Here is a 19,456-nt window from a genome sequence, read left to right as displayed (position 1 = left end):
CGAGATCCTCACTGGACAAGCGGACCTGTCCGTCGCGAACAGGGACGGGAGAACCTGATCCACGCCAGGCCGGGTCTGGAGGACCGCGGCCGCGACCGGACATCCCGGACACGGTAGAAAGGTCCGATGCGGGATTTCTTCAAGGGTTCGCGGATGTTCGGGCAAGGTCTCGGCATCCTGGCGCGGTCGCCGAAGCTGCTCCTGATCGGGGCTTTGCCCGCGCTGCTGACCACGCTGCTGTTGATCGGCGGAGTCGTCGCGCTGGCGTTCTGGATCGACGATCTCTCGCTGCTGATGACTCCGTTCGCCGACGACTGGTCGCCGGGCTGGCAGACGACGATCCGGGTGGCGGTCGGGGTCGCGGTGTTCGGGGCGGTGCTGGCCGTCGCCATGATCGGGTTCACGGCGATCACCCTCGCCGTCGGCGGGCCGTTCTACGAGCACATCGCGGAGAAGGTCGAGGACGACCTCGGCGGGGTGCCGGGCGCGGTGGACCTCTCGTGGTGGCGGTTGCTGGTGATGGGCCTGAAAGACGGCCTGTCCCTGGTGCTGCGATCGCTGATGTTCACGATCCCGCTCCTGATCGCGGGTTTCATCCCCGTGGTGGGGCAAACCGTCGTGCCGGTCCTGCTGACCTTGGTCACGGGGTGGTTCCTGGCGCTGGAACTGATCGCCGCGCCGTTCTACCGGCGCGGGATGGATTTGAAGCAGCGGCGGGTGCTGTTGCGCCGCCACCGCGCGCTCGCGCTCGGACTGGGGCTCCCCGTGTCACTGCTGTGCCTGATCCCGTTCGCCGCGCTGATCGTGATGCCGATGGGATTCGTCGGCGGCGTACTCGTCGCCCGTGAAGTCCTGGCGGCGGAGACAGCCTGAGCTTCTCCGGTGGCGCTCCCTCCCATGACTGGAGTGGCCAGCAGGTTTGTCGCGCATCGGCCCAGTTGTCCGTGAAGGCCTCCTTGAGGGACCCAGAGTCCCTCAAGGAGGCCTTCACGGACCGCAGGCACCCGGAAAGGAGCCAGCTCAGGCGACGGGTTCGATCCAGATGTTGCGGAATCGCGGGTTCTCGCCGGGATCCCCGTGATCCTGGAGCCGGATCGCGCCCGGTCCGGCGTTCTCCGGGTTGTTGTCGCCCGTGCCGCCGTCGATCGCCACGTCGTTGTGGACCACGACACCGTTCCAGACCACGGTCACGCGGGCGTTGTCGGTCTTGTTCCCGGCACCGTCGAACCGCGCGGCCCGGAAGGTGACGTCGTAGGTCTGCCAGGTGCCGGGAGCCGTCGCCATGTTCCGGTCGGGCGCCCGCTTCGAGTAGATCGCGCCCGCTTCGTTGTTGGCGAGCGTGGTGTCCCCGAACGATTCCAGTACCTGCAGTTCGTAGCGTTCCTGGAGGTAGACCCCGCTGTTGCCCCTGGCCTGTCCGGTGACCTCGGGCGGATAGTTGGGTTCGTTCCACTCCACGTGCAGCCGGAAATCACCGAACTGCTGTTTCGTGCGGATGTCCCCGCCGTTCGACTCCATCGCGCCGCCCGAGACCGGCCAGGTCGCGGCGCCACCCGCGCGTTTCTCCCAGGCGTTCAGATCGGTGCCCTTGAACAACTGGATGCGCTGGGACTCGGTGAGGGTGAGGCTGTCGAGGTTGACGTTGCCCGCGTCGCCCGTGTCGTAGCGATAGGAGATCGTGTTCGACCCGGCTTTGAGGTTCAACGTTTCGGGCTGCGTGTTCCACGTGTCCCAGTTGCCGGTACTGGCGAGCCTGACCTGTTTCACCTTGGTGCCGTTGACGTGGACGGTCACGGATTTGGCGCCGGGAGACGGATCCGGGCCGTTCGAGTAACGCAGCGCCGCGTTGTAGGCACCGGTCTTCGGCGCGTTGACGGTGAACGTCGTCGCGGCGCCCTGGTTCCAGTAGCCGTCGACGAAACCGGTGCCCGTGTAGCCACCGTGGTTCGTGTTCGTCCCGGCGCCACCGCTGAGCGCGGCCCGCTCCGCCTCGTAAGTCGTGCTCGCCGCCGGGCCACCGACCAGGGAGTTCAGCGTGTACCACGCCTCCGTGCTCCACAGTGCCGCACCGGACTCCGCCGCGAACGGACGCGGCGACCGCACGTGGACCACGTGCCCGGCCTTCAGCCCCGCCATCTGCAGCGTGACCTTCTTGCGGTCGGCCGAAAGGCTCGCGGAGGTGACGGGCAGGGTCCGCTCGTCGATCTTGGGTCCGCCGTACGCCGGGGTGGGCTGGTAGCGCCATTGCTGGGCCTGGTACTTCGCCGCGAGGTCCTGCGCGGTCCCGGCCGACAGCGGCTGGGTGTACTCGAGTTCGAATCCGCCCGCGACGGCCCGCATCGCGCGGATGTCGAAGGCGTTCGTGCCGTTGGGAGTCACCTTCTGCAAGCCGTAGGCGAGCTTGCCGGGCTGGCCCCAGTTTCCGCCGCCGTCGATGCCGCCGGTGTAGATCGCACCGTCGGGACCGAGGCTGATCCGGCTGACGCCCGACTCGAGTCCTTGCGTCAGGCGGAAAACAGCGCCCTGGTACTCACCGTTGACCTTCTCCAGAAAGGCACGCTGGAGCCCGCCGTAGGTCACGTCGCCGTACACCATCTGCCCGGCGAACGGGCCCTGCGACAACATGACCATATTGCTCGGCGAGTTCGCGATCTCGTTATGCGGCAACCACAATACCGGCGCGGTCACCGGTTTCGAGTCGAACGGGCCCGCGGGATTGGTGTAGTGGTTGAAGAAGCGGTCCTGCTTGACCCGCACGAGCTTGTTCGCCGGCAGCCAGCCGCCCTGGTTGTCGGTGACGAACACGTCGCTTTCCGGCCCCCAGCCGATGCCATGCGGCGTACGCAGTCCACCGGCGATGTAGGAAACTTGACCGGTGACTTTGTCGACCTTGATCGTGGTGCCGCGGTTCGGCGCGGGCTGTGGGTCGGTCGTGGCGCCGCCGTAGTTGATGGACACGGAAAGGTTGGCGTAGAAGAAGCCGTCCTTGTACAGCAGACCGAAGGCGAACTCGTGGAAGTTGCCGCCGAACGGCCAGGTGGCGACGGTGCGGTAGTCGTCGGTCACGCCGTCGCCGTCGGTGTCGTTCAGTTCGACGAGCCGCGTCTTCTCCGACACGTACAGCTTGCCGTCGACGTACTTGACGCCCATGGGTTCCTTCAGCCCGCTGGCGACGCGCTGGGTCCGGACCTTGCTCGGGTCGGTGTTCCCGCTGACGTTGCTCAGCAGGTGGACCTCGCCGAGGACCTTGTCGGAACCACCCCAGGTGGCGATGGCGAGCCGTCCGTCCGGCAGCCAGTCCATGCCGGTGACCTGCGGCTGGAAACCATCGGGACGCAGGTTCGTCAGCGTGAAGCCGGGGTGGACGCCGTTGAGCGGCAGGCCGTCACCCGGCGAGTCCGCGGCACCCTCGCATTCCTTGCGTCCCGGCGCGGTCACCCGGACGACGTCGGCGTCGGTGCTGAGCACCGAATTCGGCACTAGCGCGAAGCCGGCCGCGCCCGGCGGCCGCCATTCGAGGGTGACCTGCTGATCGTGGAGGTTGTCGAAATGGTCGATCCGCAGCGCGTGGTACCCCGTGCCCAACTGGACCGAGCCGGTCGCCGGGGTCGCCCCGTGCAGTCCGTCGTGGTTGATCACCGGCTGACCGTCGATCCGGAGCCGCGAGCCGTCGTCGCTGGTGAGCCGGAACTCGTACTGGCCGGCGGAAGTGATGTTGATGTTGCCGACGACCTCGGAGACGAACTGCTCGCCGAGCCCGAAGTCGGCCGCGGTGGTCCAGTCGATCGTCGGCATCAGCTTGTCGACGTTCGGTGTCTGGCCGGATTTGATCGTGCAGAGCTTGGTGATCTCGCGCTGGAGGTCGTACGTGCGGAGCGTGACTCCCGGTTGCTGGGGTGGGATCGCCGCTTCGGCCGGGGCTGTCACCAGCCCGGACAATGCCGTGACCAGCGCCAAGGAAGCGACGATGGACCGGTTGAAGCGCTTGCGGACAGACGGAAGCATCGTTGCTCCTCAGGTCGGCGGCGGGGCACCTCTGTGACGCCGCTGAACTTAAGAGGACTTTCGTCGAGAGTCAACGAAAGTATGTACAGAACGGACGAAAGTTAGGCCGAACGGCCTCCACCGCGCGACACTCGGATAGAGTTGCGGCCGGACGTGGGGAGGGCGATTGACGACGGGATCGGGCGAGCCCCGGCTGCGTTCGGCCGTCCTTACTCAAGCCTGGCAAAGCATCGACGGTGTCGACGTCCTGTCGTCGGCCGACGGCGGACCGCTGACCCGGACGATCAAGAAGATCATCGACCCGCTGGTGATCCGCACGGCGGCGCGTCCCCGGCTGGGACGTCCCGTGCTGGACCCGGTCGCGGCGGTGGAGGTGGCGGAACTGCTGCTGGCCGACGCGGACAGGTTGCGCACCACGGCCGCGTGGTTCGTCCACCTCAAACGCCAGCGCCGCGCCCTGCGCATCACGGCGGGCAACGTCCAGGACGTCTGCTTCCCGCTGGCGTATGAGTTGGCGACGGGATTCGGCACGCCCGGTCCGGACGCGGCGGCGACGGCCGCGGCGGCGTTGCGGGATCTGCACGGCGAGAGCGGCGCGGCGGGCGTCGATCAGCTCACCGCGTATCTCGCGGATCCGCGGCATTCGGCGGGTCTGACCGCCGAGCTGCATCGCCGCTGGCACGCCGAATCCGCCGTATCGCAGGATGTTTCCGCGCTCCGCGCGTTCGTCGACGAGCTTTCCGACACCGCCTGGCATGCCCTCGCCGACTCGGCCGTCGGTCACGCCCTCGGGCTCGGGCTGCGATGGCCGGGTGGGGCGCGGGCCCTGAGCGAAGCCGTCCGAGAGATCTCGGGGCTCCCTGCTCCGGATCTCGGGCTCCAGCGCGGGGAACGCACCGCCGTCCCACCTTTGAACCGGCGCGACGAAACCGGTGCCGAACTCCTCGAACGCAGTGTCGAACGGCGGATGCGCGCGACCTTGCGCCGTCTTCGCCCGGACGAGCGGGCTCCCGTCGCCGACCTCGTCGACGACGAACTCGCCAGGGTCGCCGCCGGATTCGGGCTCGGCCAGCCCGCGTTGGCCGCCTGCTTCGCGCTCGGTGTCGTGCTCGCGCCCGCGTTGCGGCCGCTCGACGGTTCGGCGCCGGCGGGTGTTCCCGAATTCGCGCGGCAGCTCAACGCGCAGGTCGCGCGGGAGGGTTACGTCCTGCACGCCCGCCGCGCCCTCGCCGGAGCCACGCCGCTCACCCCGCGGCCCGACGCCGAACTCCTGCGCGACCTTCGCGAGTTCGCCAAGCAGTTCCTCAGCAGGCTGTGGGTCCGGCTGCACGGCTTCGACGTCCGCGGTGACCTGCCCGCCGACGCGTCGGACGTACGCGATCTCGTCACCGGTGTGGTCCGTTCGACGTCGCTGGATCTGCGGACGAAGGTGCGCCGCTCGCTCATGGCCCGCCTGCCGGATCTGGAGGCCGTGTCGTGACGCATCCGGTGCACATGCCCGTACTCGCCGCCGACGGCGGTCTCATCCGCTTCGCCCTCGCCGATCTCCTCCTCGGCCGGACGACCACGATGCACCTCGAACTCACCGACGCCGGAGCCGCCGAACCGTGGCTCACCCGGCTCGCGGGCCCGGAAGCCGGTCTCGTCGCGCTCAGCCAAGGCCAGGCCGATCTCGCCGCCCGGCCGGAACTGGGCAGACTCGCCTCGCTGCTCTGGCTGCGCCGCTGGTGGCCCGCCGGCCCGTCGCTCGGAATCCCTTCGCTGGACCCGGCGTTGCTGGACCTCGAAACAGCGGTCGCGACGGCGGACGTGGAGGACCTGGCCGAAGGTCTCCTCGACGCTTTCGAAGCCTCCCCGGCCGAGCTGTTCGACACGGCACTCGCGGACGACGCCCTTCTGGCCGCCGCGGCGCCGGTCGCCGACGAAGTCCGGGGATTGTGCGCTCGTCTCGCGGTTTGGTTCGACGACCAGGACGACGTCGTGCGCGCCGAAGCAGCGGCGGAAGTGTCGGCACGCCTCGAAAGGGCGGCACCAAGCCAACGCACGTACGCGCTGGCCGCGGGCACCGATCCGGTCGCGCCCGGCGAAGGCGTACTCGCGAGCGGACGAGCGAGCGTCGACTGGGCGCGAGTGCCGCCCGGCATCCTGGACGCCGCGGAAGACACGGTGACCTGGCGGATCGTCGCCGCCGCGGCCGCCACCCGGCTCGAAGTCGCTGTCGCGGGCGCGTTCGCCGACGCGGCGATCACCGCGTTCGCCACTCACGAGGGTGAGCCCTTCGCGGAAGTGCCGTTGTCATTGGGCGCCGGGCGGTTCACCGGCGCAGCCGAGCTGGACGAGACCGCGGCCCGGCTCGCCGCTCGCGTCCAAAGTGGACAGATGACCGTCGTCGTCGGCGTGGCTGACGAGGGGGTCGCCGGGACCACGGCGGAGGACCGGGCGGAAGTGGTCGCGCTGGTGCGGGCCCGCCCGCCGGAGGCGAGGACGCTCGCCGAACGGGCGGCGGCCGCTTCCGCCGATGAGGAGTTCTGACGTGCTCGTCGGCATGCCACCGCCCCGGAATTCGCCGGACCGGCCGCTCCCTCCCGAACTCGGTCCTGCCACTTCGCACGGCTACAACTGTCGTTGTGTCGCGCGGCATTTCGGCCTGGATCCGGCACCGTACGGCGAACTTCCGGCGTGCTCGCTGTCCGAACGCCAGTACCGGCGGCTGCTCATCGACGCGGCCAAGCTCCAGGACAAGGCCAAACGGCTCGCCGCCGCCCGGGACGTCGCCGGCGCGCATCGGACGTACGGCAAAATGCGGGAGATCGCGCAACGGCTGGACCGGACCGATCTCGACCTCGCCGCCGTCAGCGACCTGGCCACCGTCTGCTATTCCGCGGGCGACCTGCGCAACGCGAGACAATGCGCCGAGGCCGTGCTTCAGGCCTTCAAGGTGAGTACGGCCGCCATCGTCCACTTCGGACAGTACGCCGAAATCCGGATGATCGAAGGCTCCCGGGAGGTCGCCGAGCGCGTGCTCATCTCCTTGAGCACGGAGGAAGGCGACGTCGTCAAGGCACGGGAGCTGATCGCCGGGCAACGCCGCCGGGCGGCGCTGCGCAAGGAAGAGGGGCCGGAACAGTACCCGCCCGAGTTGCTCGACGTGCACGGCGCGGACGAGCTGGAACTGCGGATCTTCGACGTGCGCGTCCAGATCGCCGCCGGGGACATGGCGGGCGCGCGGGCAACGATCGAGGAGATCCTGACGGCGTTGGACGTCATCGCGGAGATCGACGAGGTCCGCGACCAAGTGGCGGCACTGCGGGCGATGGCGCGCGCCGAGCGGGCCCGCGTCCGCCAGGCGGGCGGCGAAGACGCCGACGCGCGCGCGGATCTGCTGCGGCTGAGCGCCCAGCACGAAGGCCGTCCCTTGGCCGCCAGGGCGAGCGTCGAGCTGGCGGCCGACCGGGCCTTCGGCGGTGACTTCCCCGGAGCGGTCGCCGCGATCGTCGCCGCCCGCGACGAGCTCGCGGACGCGGGCCTGAACGGTGATGTCGCGGAGGCGAGCCACGCGCTGGGCACCCTGCTGCTGTACACCGGTGATGTCGCGCAGGCCAGGGACCAGTTCGAGCACGCGGGAAAGATCTGGACGGCCAACGCCGACGTTCCGGGCCTGCGGCGTCTCGACGTGGCGCTGGCCCGCTGCGCCACGGCCGAAGGCGACTGGGCGACGGCGGGAGAGCACGTGACCCGCGCCCGGGAGTCGGCGCGGACGTCGGGGGACTGGTCGGACCGATTGCACACGGATTTCGTGGCGGCCACGATCGGCTTCGCCCACGGCGAGGATCTGCGCTCGGTGCTGAATCTGCTGCTCCCGCTGGTCCTCGCGGCGGCCGACTACCGGTTCGAGTTCACCGCGCCACAGGCACGTACGGCCTGGGCCCGCGACGTCGCCGGTCCGGCGACGGAACTGTTGATGGCACTGCTGGCCAAGCTCCAGGAGCCGAGGCTGGCGGCGGAACTGATCGAGCGCATGTGCGCTGTCGGGGCGTACACGGGTGTGGAGGGGCGTTCGCTGGACCTCACCGGCGCGCCGCCCACCCTCGAAGTGGGTCCGGTCGCCGAGGGGCTTCCGTTGGCGGCACTGGGTTCTGTCACGTCTTCGCTTCCGCTGCGGCTCGCCCCGCCACCCGCGCTGCGCTGGTCGCCTTCGTCGCCGATGGAGCTGGACCCGTGGCTCCGCCTCGCCGCCGAGCGGTATCGGCTGCCTCGGCCGGTCACCGAAACCGTGGAGACCTGGCCCGCCGCGAAGCCCGGTCGCGAGACGTTCCTCCTGCGCTTCGCCGACGCCGGGCACACCTTCCTCACCTGGCGGACCACGGAAGATCTCGACATTGTCCACACGCATCCGATCGACTTCGCCTTGGTCGCGACCGCTCGCCAGTGTCTGGACACCGCGTCCCCCACCCCGCATGAAGGCGAGAGCGTGGCCGACGCCGTCCGGCGGTCGCTGAGTAAGGACGCGTTCGGCAGCTTCGCCGGGGAACAACGTCTTGCCCGTGTTCTCGCCCTCAATCTCCTTCCCGCCGACCTGGTCGAACGGCTCCGGCGTGCCGCCCACGGCGGAAACCGGCCGCTCCTGCGTATCCAGCCGTCCCCGAGCCTCGCCGGTGTCCCGTGGGGACTGCTGGCCTTGCCCGACAGGCGGGCCGATCACGTGCTCGAGATCGACGAGATCGGCAGCTGTTTCGACAGTGACGAGCGCGTTCTCGACGTCGCCGACGTCTCGCTGCTCGCCCCGGCCGCGATCCCCCGTCGTCCGCCCGCCGCCGACGGTCCGCCCGTCTACCTGCTCGACCCGCGTATCCCCGGCCAGAGTGCCTTCGGTGAGCTGGGTTCCGTGCTCGGCAAGCAGGACGCGACGTCGCCGCTGATCCGCCATCTGGACGCGCGGCTCGCGGAAGGCCCCGTCCTGCCCGCCGCCGGACGCGGGCTCGATCTGGTCCGCCGCACCGACACCGACCGCCGCCTGCTCGCCGAACTCCTCTCGCGGCCCTGTTCGCGGCTGGTGTTCGTGGGACACGTCAGCCGGGTCCGCGACGAATACGGCGCGCAGACCGCGCTCCATCTGTCGTGTTCGGCCGATCTCCCCGGCACGGCCGCCCCGATCGGAACACACCGGCCGTTCACCGCCGCGGACCTCGCACTGTCCGAAATGGACACCATTCCCGCGCGGGTGGCGCTGATCGGCTGTGCCAGCGCGAGCGATTTCGGCCTGGCCGAACCGTTCGGCGTGCTGCTCGCCACCGTCGCGGCAGGCGCGGGACTGGTCGCCGCCACGGTCTGGGCCCTGCCGACCTCGGCCGCCGTGCCCGGTTCGGACCCGATGTCCGAACTGGTCATCGCCGTCGACGCCGCGCTCGCCGGGGAGGATCCGGTCACCGAGCTGTGCGCCTGGCAGCGGTCACGGCTCGCCCGCTGGCGTGAGAAACCGGAACCGGCGGGCTCGCCGGTCTTCTGGGCGCCGCTGACCTGCCTCGACGCGACCGACGACGGGAAAACCTGGGTTCGGTAGCGGGCCGGGCCGCCGAAGCTGTGTCCAGCAAGAACGACACGGCGAAAGGCGGCACCCGATGTTCAGGAAGATCCGCGACAAGATCAACGACGCGACGCAGCAGGGCATGGCGCGTGGCGAGCAGGACTTCCACCGCCACGCGGAACAGTTCCGGCGGGCCGCCGCCGCGCAGGGCCACGACATCACCCCGCGACTGCCCACGCCACAACTGGCCGCGCAGGCGTTCCGGAACCTCGACGCCGACCCGGACATGGCGGCGTTCCTGGCGCTGCCGATGGACGAGCAACTGCGTCAGCAGCAGGAACTTCAGGCCTACGGCACCGAACTGCGGCGGCTCTACGACACCTGCGAGCCCGCCACCCTGGTGATCCGCGCGCCGGAGCCGACCGGCCGGAAGATCGCCGGACAGGCGCAGTACACCGCGACACTCGAGGTCACCCGCGCCGACGGCACCACCTACCGGACGGTGGCACAGCTGATCGCGCCGCTGGCGACGATCCAGCAGTACGCGCCCGGCACCCGCCACGAGGCCCGCGTCGATCCCGCCGACCCGGCGAAGGTCGCCGTCTTCGGCCCGCTCGCGTAGGTGCTGGTAGGCGGAGCTGCGACAGTTCCGGAGAAGTGACCATACGCGTGAACCCGCCCCGCCGAAGGCCCCGCTATCGCGGTGGCAGGGCGCCTTGTTCGCTCGACACGACGTGTTCAGCCAACCCGCGCCCTGCCGACGTCGATCGCGGTCGCGGGTTCACCCACCAACAGACAGGCGGCAGCGATGTTCGGGTCCTTCGAATTCGGCCTGCCGGAAGACCCCCGGCAGGCCCGCCGACCGGGCCTGCGCCTGTGGTTGCTCGGCGTGCCGACGACACTCGCGTGGGCGGCCGTGGGCTGGTCGGGCGCACTCGGGCTGCTGGACGGCTTCCGGCTGATGTCGCTGAACCGCGTCGACGCGTGGGGGGCCGACGCGGGCCCGGCGGTCTCCCTCATCCTGCTCTTCAGCGTCTCGATCACGGTGGCTTCGTCGCTCGGGTTCGCGATGCTGTGGGGCGGAGGGATGTCCTTACGCGGGATGGGAGTCGGCTTCCGGGCGAGCAGCCTGGCCGCGTCCCTCGGCATCGCGCTGGGAAGCGGCGTCGCGATCCCCTCCTGGACACCGCCCGAGTCGGTGGGGCAGCGGCTGCCTTCCGAACCCTGGACCGACGTCGACTGGATCGTCTACTACGAGCCGTATCTCGTACCGGCGGTGGCCGGGGTGACCGCGCTGGTCACGATCATGGTGCTGGGGCGGGCTTTCGTCACCAGGGCCGAGGCGGACGACCGCGCGCAGGCGCTGGCCCGGACCGGCCGTCAGGTGCTCGGCCACGTGCTCGGCGTCGAGTTCACGAACGTCTGGGTGATGGGGAATCCGCGGTTCAGCGTGCAGGTCCGGTTCCCCACGGACGGCGGCGAGCGGACCGTTGTCACGACGATGATCACCCCGCCCATGCAGGCCCCTGCCCGAGGTTCGACGGTGAAGGTCACCTACGACCCGCGGAACCCCGACTCGGTCCAGGTGGATCCGGATCCGGCCGATCGGGCCGCGGGCGGAAACTTCGGTGCGTTCCTGCCTCCGCTGTTCTGATCGCCCTCTACACTCGCGCGGATGGACGAACAGACGGCAGAGGTGTCCACCGCGCCAGCGGTGCGCAAGGCGATGATCCGGCTGGTCCCGTTACTCGGGCTGCTCTATCTGCTCAACTATCTCGACCGGGTCAACGTCGGGTTCGCGGCGCTCACCATGAACGCCGATCTCGGCATCAGCTCGGCCGCCTACGGGCTCGGCGCGGGCCTGTTCTTCGTCGGGTACTTCTTCTTCGAGGTGCCCAGCAACGTCATCCTGCACAAGGTCGGCGCCCGGATCTGGATCGCGCGGATCATGGTCACCTGGGGCATCGTCGCCTCGGCCACCGCGTTCATCCAGGGCGAGGTCAGCTTCTACATCGTCCGGGTGCTCCTCGGTATCGCCGAGGCCGGGTTCTTCCCCGGCATCATTCTGTACCTGACCTATTGGTTCCCGCGTAAGCAGCGAGCCAAGATCGTCGCGCTGTTCTTCCTCGCGGTGCCGCTCTCGTCGGTCATCGGCAGCCCGGTTTCCTCCCTGCTCATCAAACACGGTGACGGCGTCCTGGGCTTCGACGCAGGCTGGCGCTTCATGTTCTTCGCCGAAGGGGTGCCGTCGATCCTGCTCGGGGTGGCGGTGTTCTTCCTGCTGCCGAGCAAACCGAAGGACGCGAAGTGGCTGACGCCGGGGGAGCGCACGGCGTTGCAGTCGGCCATCGACGCGGAAGACTCCCGTGAGGTCGGCAAGGAGGTGAGCACCCGATCGGCGCTGACCGATCCGCGCGTGCTCGCGCTGAGCGCCGTCTACTTCGGGATCATCTTCGGCCTCTACGTCCTCGCGTTCTTCCTCCCGCAGGTGATCAAGGGCTTCCAGCAACAGTTCCAGACCGACTACAGCATCGTGGAGATCGGACTCATCACGGCGATCCCCTACGCGGTGGCCGCCGTGGCCATGGTGCTGTGGGCACGCCATTCGGACCGCACCGGCGAACGCGCCGGGCACGTCGCCATCGCCGCGTTCGTCGGCGCGGTCGCGATCGCCGGCGCGCTGTATCTCGGCTCGCCGCTGTGGGTGATGATCGCGGTGACCGTCTGCGCGGTCGGCGTGTTCACCGCGATCCCGGTGTTCTGGCAGCTGCCCAACGCCTTCCTGACCGGAGTCGGCGCCGCCGCCGGGATCGGCCTGATCAACTCCTTCGGTAACCTGTCGGGCTTCGTCGGTCCCTACCTCACCGGCTGGTTGCAGGGGGTGACCGGGAGCTTCCGCGCCGGGATGTGGGCCGTCGCGTTCTTCATGGCGATGGCGGGGGCCATCGCGTTGACCTTCCGCAACAAGGAAAAGAACGCGATCAAGTGAGGTGATCGAAGTCGCCGTTCACCCACCGGATATGGGTTTCGGCGCTTCGGCGCACCACGGCCTTGGCGTCACGATCGATGGTGTCACCGCCGAGGGTGTAGAGGCGGTCGTAGGCGAAGTCGTCGAGCCGGTCGACGACCCGCCGGACCACGGCCGCCGACAGTGGGATGTGCTTGGGGAAGTTGCGCTGGAACGACACCCAGTCCGGCGCGAGCCCGCCCGAGATCGTGTCTCCGGCCAGGATGCTGCCGTCCGGCGTCCTGGCCACGGCGCTGCCACGCATATGCCCGCCGAGCCGGACGAGTTCGAGGCCAGGCAAGGGTTCCACGTGCTCGTCCCAGAACTCGAACGCCGGATCGGGCGCGGGCAGCCATTCGCGATTGCGTTCGTTGACCAGTACCGGAACCCCGCCCAGCGCGCGGCTCCAGCCGAGCTGGGCGCCGAACATGTGCGGGTGGCTGGTGGCGATCACGGCGACTTCGCCGAGACCGCGTACGACGTCGAGCACCTCGGTGTCCAACCAGGACGTCGGATCCCAGAGCAAGGTGCCCGCCGGGGTCACCGCGATGAACGACCAGTGCCCGATCGCGAAGTTCGGCTCCCGTTTGACGCTGTGCAGACCGCGGCCGTGATCGCGGTGCAAGGTCTTGTGCGGCGCGGAGATCAGTTCCTCGTGCGTCCACCAGCGTCCGGTGTGCGCGCCGAGATCGCCGGCTTCTTCGATGCCGACCTCGCCGCGGTCGAGAACGCACCGGGGAGGCTCGGGAGTGGCGGGATGTTCGATACCGCACCTGTCGCAAATCCACATGATCGACAGCTTGCGACCTCCAGTGCGCTGGAGGTCAAGACGCGTCTTCCCCCGGCTCGGCGAGCCGGGGGAAGACGAGGATTCAGCTGACGGTCGTCTTGCCGAGGACGGTGTCCTGGTCGGGCGGGTCGAGGGTGAGGTTGACGTCGAACTCGCCGAGCGAGCTGTCGGTGACGATGTGCGAGGTCGCCGCGGCGTCCACGCTGCTGGTCGCCTCACCGGCGGGGGTGCCCGCCGGGACGGTGAAGTCGACCTTGCCCTCCGCGGTGAACTTGAGCGGTCCTTCGGCGGGCACCTCGGTGTCCGGGATCGGCAGCTCGATGGGGATCGCGATCTTCTGCTCGCCAAGGGCGATGTTCACCTTCGAGCTGATCGTGCCGGAGAGCTTCTTGGCACCGACGAGCCGGAGCCCGTCGCCCGCGGCCTGACCGGCGTCGACGTCGAGGGTGAACGGCACCGAAACCGGCTCCCCGGCCTTCGCCGCCGCCGGGATTTCCGCCTTCACGACCACCGCCACCCGCTGGTCGCCGATGATGGGGAAGCCGCCCTTGTACGTGAGATTCTTCTCGACGGCGGCAGCGGTTCCCGCTGCGGCGAGCATCACCGTGCCGGCGACCGCGGCCGCGATCCCGGCCGCGCAGAACCGCCGAACACCCTTCCGTACGAGGGTTTCCGTCATGTCAGGTCCTTTCGTCGTTGAATGGGCTCGAAACCGAATTTAGGTGGAAAGTCACCAACGGGGAAAGGAAAAGATCGCTCGCGTTTTCTTTACGCGTCGATCTTGTCACGTGTAGGCAGAATGGCGAGTTCACTAATTGTCACGCGAAGGCGGAAAGGGGAAATACGCGCCGCGTTCTTGTCATCCCGGTGACAGGTGCTCCGGACCTACAGCGCGCGGGCTAAGGTCATGATCGTGACCGAACGACCCGAGCCGTGGCATCGCCGGACCCGCAGGTTCCTGCGTGCGACGGACCAGCGCGGCGAACTGGTGCGCGGGGCGCGGTTCCTCCGCGGGCTGGTCCCGGGGGACGGCACGCCCGGCGACCCGCTGGCGCCGTCGACGGGCCGTTCGTCCGACCGGCTCGCCCGCCTGCTCGCCGAGGCGGGTGCGGACCGGCCCAGCGCCACCCGTGAGCTGGGACTGGCCGCCGTCCAGGCCTGGCAGGCCGTCCGCCGGTCCGACGCGCCGCCGGTGTCCGCGGACGGGATCACGGTGCTGTTCACCGACCTGGTCGGCTTCTCGACCTGGGCGTTGCGGGCAGGCGACGAGCGCGTGCTGGAGCTGCTGCGTTCGGTCGCCGAGGTGACCGAATCGGTCGTCACCGGGCATCGCGGCAGCATCGTGAAGGGGCTCGGCGACGGCGTGATGGCCGTGTTCGCCGATCCGGGCGAGGCGGTGGAAGCCGCGTACGAGACGTGCTCCGCCGTGAGCGTGATCAAGGCCGAGGGCTACCTGCCCCATCTGCGCGCGGGGCTTCACCGCGGCAACCCGCGGCGGGTCGGTGACGACTACCTCGGTGTCGACGTGAACATCGCCGCCCGGATCATGGCCGCCGCCGACGGCGACGAGGTGCTGGCCAGCGGAAGTGTCGTCGACGAGCTGGACCCCGGCGCGGTGATCGTGCGCCCGCGCCGGAGTTTCCGCGCCAAGGGGACCCCGAAGGATCTCCGTGTCTACCGCGTCGTGCCTCGCTACTCGAAGCCCTAGCCGGGCATGTCAGAAGGCTGCGAGTCCAGCCCCGCCCGGGGCTTCGACCAGCCGCCGCGCGTGAAGTCCGGCACCGCGACCGGTTTCCCGCCCCGAGCGAGAGAGACCACGCTCAAGGGCACGGGGGAGCACCAGACCGCCGAGTCGTAAACGTCGATGTCCGGCACCAAGCCCGCGCGCATCTGTTGCACGATCCGCCACTGCAGCACGTAGTCCATCCCGCCGTGCCCGCCGAGGTTCGGGTCGTCCTTGAGCTTCTTCCACAGCCAGTGATCGTGGCGTTCGCGGTACGGCCCGAAGTCCTTCCACGCGTGCCCGTTGTGGTCGGGCTCGACGTAGATGCGGGCGGGGTAGTCCTCCACGATGCCACGGCTGCCGGCGAGACTGTTGATGCGGCTGTAGGGTCGCGGCGAGCTCACGTCGTGCTCGGCGCGGATGATCCGCCCCTGCTCGGTCTCGATCAGGCAGGTCACCAGGTCGCCGTTGACGTAGGTCTCTTTCCACGACGGGTGGCCCGGCGGCATGTGGCGTTTCCGGTAGTCGGCGAGCCCCTTCGGCTCGGTCGCCGTGGCGCGCAACGTGGCGAACCGGTCGCCGCGGTTGACGTCCATACAGGCGGCGATCGGCGCGAGGCCGTGCATCGCATAGAAACTCGCGGTGCTGCGGGTGTGCCACTTCCGGCGCCACGCGTCGGTGTAATACGTGTCGGAGAACAGCAGCGCGCGCAGATCGTGCAGATAGCCGCCGTGCCCGTTGGTGACCTCGCCGAAGACACCCTCGTGCGCCATCTTGAGGATGGCCAGCTCGTTGCGGCCATAACTGCAGTTCTCGGCCAGGAACAGGTGTTTGCGAGTCTGTTCGCTGGTGTTGACGAGGTCCCACAGCTGGTCGAGCTCGGTGGCGATGGGCAGTTCGACGCCGACGTGCTTGCCGGACAGCAGCGCGGCCTTGCCCTGCGGGTAGTGGAACTCCCACGGGGTGGCGATGTAGACGAGGTCGATGTCGTCGCGGGCGAGCATTTTCTTGTAGGCGTCGGCGGATCCGCCGTACTCGGCCGGGCGCGGGCGCCCGTCGGCGGCGAGCTTGTCCGCGGCGGCCTTCGCGCGCTCGGCGCGGATGTCGCAGACCGCGGTGACCGCGGCGCCCGGTACGGCGCTCCACCCGCCGATCATGGACATCCCGCGATTGCCGAGACCGATCATCCCGATCCGGACGGTCCGGTGCCGCTCGAACGGCACCCCGATCATGCTGCGCTGACCAGGACGGCGGGGCGCGCTTTCCGCCTCTTCGGCTGCGGTCGCGTTCGTCGGGATCGCGGCGAGCGCCCCGGCGGCGAGCGCGCCGCCGAACAGGGTCCGCCGGGAGACAGAGGGCAGGTCGGCCATGAAGAACACTCCTTCGTGTCGCCTTCGGTGCCCAGACCTTGTCCAATCGCCGCCGGATATGTCAAGAGATGCGTCAAACTGAGCAGAAAATTGCACTAATGTGCAGTTTGGCTGCTTGTTTGCGGGCGCTTCGCGCAACCCGGGTGCGCACACACCCGGGTCACGCTTTGCGCTCAACGGCGGATCAGCACCTGCTCGATCGACTTGCGGACCAGGTCCGGCACCACGCAGTCGTCCGCCGGATAGCCGACCGGGATGACGGCGAACGCCTTCTCGTTCTGCGGTCGCTCGAGCAGTTCACCGAGGAACCGCATCGGTGACGGCGTATGTGTCAACGCGGCCAGCCCGGCCAGGTGCAAGGCGGTGATCAGCATGCCGACCGCGATGCCCACCGACTCGTCGACGTAGTAGTGCTTGTGCTTGGTGCCGTCCTCGTCGAGGAAATAGCGCTGCTGGAAGACCACGATGAGGTACGGGGCGTCGGTGAGGTGGGTCTTGACGGCGTCGGTCCCCAGCGGGCGCAAGGCGGACAGCCACTCCTCGCCGAGCCTGCCCTCGTAGGAGACGCGTTCCTCCTCCTCGGCCGCCTCGCGGATCCGCTGTTTGGTCGCGGCGTCCTTGATGAGCACGAAGGTCCACGGTTGCTGGTGCGCGCCACTGGGCGCGGTGGAGGCCACCGCGATGGCGTCCACCACCACCTGCTCGGGTACCGGATCGGTCGAGAACATCCGCACGGTGCGGCGGGTGTCCATGCGGCGGCGCAGTTCGGCGGCGGTGGCCAGCGATTCTTCCGCGGACATGCGCGCCGGACGGTAGGGCACCGGCTCGAAGGGGTCGCCGTAGGTCGGGGTCCACTGTGCTGCGGTCATGGTCCCGATTGTGGTGGCGGACCCGGTTTTCGGGAAGCCCCGGAGCGACGTTATGTCCCTGGGGTTATGCCGCCATCTGTCTCAAGTGGACGGACGCCGGTCGTCGTAACCAGCGGGTCGTTCCGGTACCTAGAGGGGCACTTAGCGGTGGTCGCGGCGTAGAGATAGGTATCCACTGCACGACTTTCGTCGGTGTCAGGTTTCTCTTGCCGCGCCCCAGAATCAGCACACCCGTCCCCATCGCGGCCGAACCCGGGTCGCAGAAATGAGTCGGAACCATGCGACTGCGCTCCTTCGCCCTGATCGCCGGCACCGCCTTCGCGGCGCTGCTCGGCGTCACCGCCCCCGTGGCATCCGCCGCGGAACCGTCCTCCGATGTCCAGCCGATGATCATCGGCGGGCAGAACGCGTCGAGCGGCCCCTGGGCGGCCAGGCTCTTCGCCAACGGCAGGCAAACCTGTACCTCGACGATCATCGCGCCGCAGTACATCCTGACCGCGAAGCACTGCGTGGCCGGCAGCGGCACGTTCACCTTCCGGATCGGCAGCCTCGACCAGCAGAGCGGCGGCACGATGGCCACCGGCTCGACCGTCACCCGGCACCCGAGCGCGGACCTCGCGATCGTGCGCCTCACCGCCCCGGTGAACGCCACGTACTCGCCGCTGGGCACCACCGCCAACGTCTCCGTCGGGCAGACCGTCCAGGTCTACGGCTGGGGCGCGACCAGCCAGTGCGGCTCGGAGATCAACTGCCAGTCCCGCTACCTGAAGGTCGCCAACGTCTCGGTCACCTCGGTCTCCTGCCGTGACTACAACGGCGGCATCGCGGTGTGCGCTCGCCGCGGCGACGGCATCACCGCCGGCGGGGACTCGGGCGGCCCGATGTTCGCCTCCGGCCGTCAGGTCGGCGTCGCGTCGACGAGTGACCGCCAGACGACCACCGCCTACACGAACATCACGCGGTACCGGCCCTGGATCCAGCAGATCGCCGGCGTCTGACGTCCGGTTGTAGCGGGGCCCTCCTCGGCGCTTGCCGGGGAGGGCCCTTCACGCCACGACGCCGGTCGCGATCCACGGACGCGCGCCTGCCGACAAGCCCCGGTTCGGGGGGGCGGTGGCGTTGCACTCAGCGGACGATAGCCATGCGCCGCGACGGTATCGAACTCGCGAGACTCGTCCGCCGCGCGGCCACAGGCTGACGCGGCGGACGGCATGCCCGCTACGACCTCTCGGTCGCCTGGCCGCCAACGATCTCGGACTTGGCGGCCGACCGGCCCTAGTCGGGACGGCCGACTTGGGTGTTCGACAGGTCGAGACCGATTGCGAAGTCCGCCGTGTAGCCGTTGCCGGCCTGCTGTGGACGCAGCAGCATCTGGGCTCCGCCGCTGCGGTAGATCGAGTCCCGGCTGTTGGTCGTGTCGGCCGGCCCTTTCCGCCGGTACGGTTCGGTCCGCAGATAGGCCGCACCGAACTCGGGCGTGAAGTAAAGCTGCGAGGTGAACTCGTACGGTCGGCCGTTGGTTCCGACGGTGCGTATTTTGACGTGGATATGCAGCGTGCGTCCCGAATACCAGCCCGGTAGAATGGTGGTGAACCGGGCCGCTCCCGATTGGTCGGTGTTCTGGTAACCGCGCAGGAACCGGCGGCCGGAACTTCCCTGAGACGGAATGTCGGAGTACAGCCCGAACGCGTCGCACTGCCAGAGGTCGACCATGGCTCCCGATAGTGGCGTGCACACCTGCTGGCGAATTTGCTGAACGGTGAAATTGATTGCCAGCGCGGTGCCGGCAACCAGTTGTCCGGTGGATGGTTCACTGCGGATATCGGAGCGGTTGAGCCGTTCGTCGACGAAGTACGGACCCTCCATTTGCTCTGGCTTGACTACACAATCCAGCGCGCAGACCTCTGGTGTGCCTGTGGAGGTGGTGGTGCTCGCGGTGGCGGATCCGGCGACAGTGAGTGTCGCTCCGGCGGCGCCGAGGAGAATCAACGCCTGCCGCCTGCCGAGCACTCGGCCTACGGGTTCATCATCGTCATGCATGGGTTTCCTTTTCGCCAAATGATGGGAGTAAGGGAACTGAGCGCGACAAGGGCTTGCTGCGAGGGTGCCGCGCGTATTCGATTGTCCGCCATCGACTCGTCCGCTGTCGAGACGGTTCACTCTCGCGC

Annotated in this window: 15 protein-coding genes; 9 read left to right on the top strand and 6 right to left on the bottom strand. The window is 69.0% G+C overall.

From position 1 onward, the window contains the following. Positions 1–126: 126 nt before the first annotated feature. Positions 127–873 (top strand): EI24 domain-containing protein, encoded by a 747-nt coding sequence (locus ACZ6DT_RS33135; protein ID WP_465602697.1) that lies wholly within the window; start codon positions 127–129, stop codon positions 871–873. Between the two features lie 147 nt (positions 874–1,020). Here the strand turns inward: ACZ6DT_RS33135 and ACZ6DT_RS33130 are convergent, their stop codons facing one another. Further along, positions 1,021–4,005 (bottom strand): 3-keto-alpha-glucoside-1,2-lyase-like domain-containing protein, encoded by a 2,985-nt coding sequence (locus ACZ6DT_RS33130; protein WP_465602695.1) that lies wholly within the window; start codon positions 4,003–4,005, stop codon positions 1,021–1,023. Positions 4,006–4,171: 166 nt separating this feature from the next. On the opposite strand from ACZ6DT_RS33130, the gene ACZ6DT_RS33125 reads away from it, so the two are divergent. The 6 genes from ACZ6DT_RS33125 (at position 4,172) to ACZ6DT_RS33100 (ending at position 12,518) form a co-directional block, all read left to right on the top strand. Next, the gene (locus ACZ6DT_RS33125; RefSeq protein ID WP_465602693.1) at positions 4,172–5,485 is read left to right on the top strand and encodes a hypothetical protein; all 1,314 of its coding nucleotides are present in this window, start codon (positions 4,172–4,174) and stop codon (positions 5,483–5,485) included. Continuing rightward, a complete protein-coding gene (locus ACZ6DT_RS33120; RefSeq protein ID WP_465602691.1) occupies positions 5,482–6,537 on the top strand; it encodes a hypothetical protein in 1,056 nt (351 codons plus the stop codon). Before ACZ6DT_RS33125 ends, ACZ6DT_RS33120 begins: the two co-directional genes overlap by 4 nt. Then, positions 6,524–9,565, top strand: a complete 3,042-nt coding sequence (locus ACZ6DT_RS33115; protein ID WP_465602689.1) for a hypothetical protein — start codon at positions 6,524–6,526, stop codon at positions 9,563–9,565. Before ACZ6DT_RS33120 ends, ACZ6DT_RS33115 begins: the two co-directional genes overlap by 14 nt. 58 nt (positions 9,566–9,623) lie before the next feature. Then, positions 9,624–10,151 carry a hypothetical protein gene (locus ACZ6DT_RS33110; RefSeq protein WP_465602687.1) on the top strand — a complete coding sequence of 176 codons (528 nt, stop codon included), beginning with the start codon at positions 9,624–9,626 and terminating at the stop codon, positions 10,149–10,151. Between the two features lie 186 nt (positions 10,152–10,337). Then, a complete protein-coding gene (locus tag ACZ6DT_RS33105) occupies positions 10,338–11,183 on the top strand; it encodes a DUF3592 domain-containing protein (protein WP_465602685.1) in 846 nt (281 codons plus the stop codon). 21 nt (positions 11,184–11,204) lie between these two features. Continuing rightward, positions 11,205–12,518: an MFS transporter gene (locus ACZ6DT_RS33100; RefSeq protein WP_465602684.1), complete on the top strand. Its 1,314-nt coding sequence runs from the start codon at positions 11,205–11,207 to the stop codon at positions 12,516–12,518. Here the strand turns inward: ACZ6DT_RS33100 and ACZ6DT_RS33095 are convergent. Continuing rightward, positions 12,511–13,326 (bottom strand): MBL fold metallo-hydrolase, encoded by an 816-nt coding sequence (locus ACZ6DT_RS33095; RefSeq protein ID WP_465602682.1) that lies wholly within the window; start codon positions 13,324–13,326, stop codon positions 12,511–12,513. The two genes, ACZ6DT_RS33100 and ACZ6DT_RS33095, sit on opposite strands and share 8 nt — an antisense overlap. A gap of 82 nt (positions 13,327–13,408) precedes the next feature. Continuing rightward, positions 13,409–14,005, bottom strand: coding sequence for a DUF6801 domain-containing protein (locus tag ACZ6DT_RS33090; RefSeq protein ID WP_465602681.1), 597 nt, complete (start codon positions 14,003–14,005; stop codon positions 13,409–13,411). Between the two features lie 228 nt (positions 14,006–14,233). Between ACZ6DT_RS33090 and ACZ6DT_RS33085 the strand changes: the two genes are divergently transcribed. Continuing rightward, the gene (locus ACZ6DT_RS33085; protein WP_465602680.1) at positions 14,234–15,034 is read left to right on the top strand and encodes an adenylate/guanylate cyclase domain-containing protein; all 801 of its coding nucleotides are present in this window, start codon (positions 14,234–14,236) and stop codon (positions 15,032–15,034) included. On the opposite strand, the gene ACZ6DT_RS33080 is transcribed toward ACZ6DT_RS33085, so the two are convergent. Then, a complete protein-coding gene (locus tag ACZ6DT_RS33080) occupies positions 15,031–16,419 on the bottom strand; it encodes a Gfo/Idh/MocA family protein (protein ID WP_465602678.1) in 1,389 nt (462 codons plus the stop codon). The two genes, ACZ6DT_RS33085 and ACZ6DT_RS33080, sit on opposite strands and share 4 nt — an antisense overlap. 173 nt (positions 16,420–16,592) lie before the next feature. After that, positions 16,593–17,288, bottom strand: a complete 696-nt coding sequence (locus tag ACZ6DT_RS33075; RefSeq protein WP_465602676.1) for a nitroreductase family protein — start codon at positions 17,286–17,288, stop codon at positions 16,593–16,595. 278 nt (positions 17,289–17,566) lie between these two features. Between ACZ6DT_RS33075 and ACZ6DT_RS33070 the strand changes: the two genes are divergently transcribed. Continuing rightward, the gene (locus ACZ6DT_RS33070) at positions 17,567–18,286 is read left to right on the top strand and encodes a S1 family peptidase (protein ID WP_276370208.1); all 720 of its coding nucleotides are present in this window, start codon (positions 17,567–17,569) and stop codon (positions 18,284–18,286) included. A 277-nt stretch (positions 18,287–18,563) separates the two neighbouring features. On the opposite strand, the gene ACZ6DT_RS33065 is transcribed toward ACZ6DT_RS33070, so the two are convergent. After that, the gene (locus ACZ6DT_RS33065) at positions 18,564–19,328 is read right to left on the bottom strand and encodes a dioxygenase family protein (protein ID WP_465602674.1); all 765 of its coding nucleotides are present in this window, start codon (positions 19,326–19,328) and stop codon (positions 18,564–18,566) included. Positions 19,329–19,456: the final 128 nt, after the last annotated feature.

Source organism: Amycolatopsis sp. NPDC041971, from assembly GCF_055588925.1.
This window is presented reverse-complemented; position numbering and strand designations above follow the sequence as displayed.

Coding starts and splice junctions, on each gene's coding strand:
- ACZ6DT_RS33135 (WP_465602697.1), top strand. CDS start 127: ATGCGGGATTTCTTCAAGGGTTCGCGGATGTTCGGGCAAGGTCTCGGC.
- ACZ6DT_RS33130 (WP_465602695.1), bottom strand. CDS start 4,005: ATGCTTCCGTCTGTCCGCAAGCGCTTCAACCGGTCCATCGTCGCTTCC.
- ACZ6DT_RS33115 (WP_465602689.1), top strand. CDS start 6,524: ATGAGGAGTTCTGACGTGCTCGTCGGCATGCCACCGCCCCGGAATTCG.
- ACZ6DT_RS33110 (WP_465602687.1), top strand. CDS start 9,624: ATGTTCAGGAAGATCCGCGACAAGATCAACGACGCGACGCAGCAGGGC.
- ACZ6DT_RS33105 (WP_465602685.1), top strand. CDS start 10,338: ATGTTCGGGTCCTTCGAATTCGGCCTGCCGGAAGACCCCCGGCAGGCC.
- ACZ6DT_RS33100 (WP_465602684.1), top strand. CDS start 11,205: ATGGACGAACAGACGGCAGAGGTGTCCACCGCGCCAGCGGTGCGCAAG.
- ACZ6DT_RS33095 (WP_465602682.1), bottom strand. CDS start 13,326: ATGTGGATTTGCGACAGGTGCGGTATCGAACATCCCGCCACTCCCGAG.
- ACZ6DT_RS33090 (WP_465602681.1), bottom strand. CDS start 14,005: ATGACGGAAACCCTCGTACGGAAGGGTGTTCGGCGGTTCTGCGCGGCC.
- ACZ6DT_RS33085 (WP_465602680.1), top strand. CDS start 14,234: ATGATCGTGACCGAACGACCCGAGCCGTGGCATCGCCGGACCCGCAGG.
- ACZ6DT_RS33080 (WP_465602678.1), bottom strand. CDS start 16,419: ATGGCCGACCTGCCCTCTGTCTCCCGGCGGACCCTGTTCGGCGGCGCG.
- ACZ6DT_RS33075 (WP_465602676.1), bottom strand. CDS start 17,288: ATGACCGCAGCACAGTGGACCCCGACCTACGGCGACCCCTTCGAGCCG.
- ACZ6DT_RS33070 (WP_276370208.1), top strand. CDS start 17,567: ATGCGACTGCGCTCCTTCGCCCTGATCGCCGGCACCGCCTTCGCGGCG.
- ACZ6DT_RS33065 (WP_465602674.1), bottom strand. CDS start 19,328: ATGCATGACGATGATGAACCCGTAGGCCGAGTGCTCGGCAGGCGGCAG.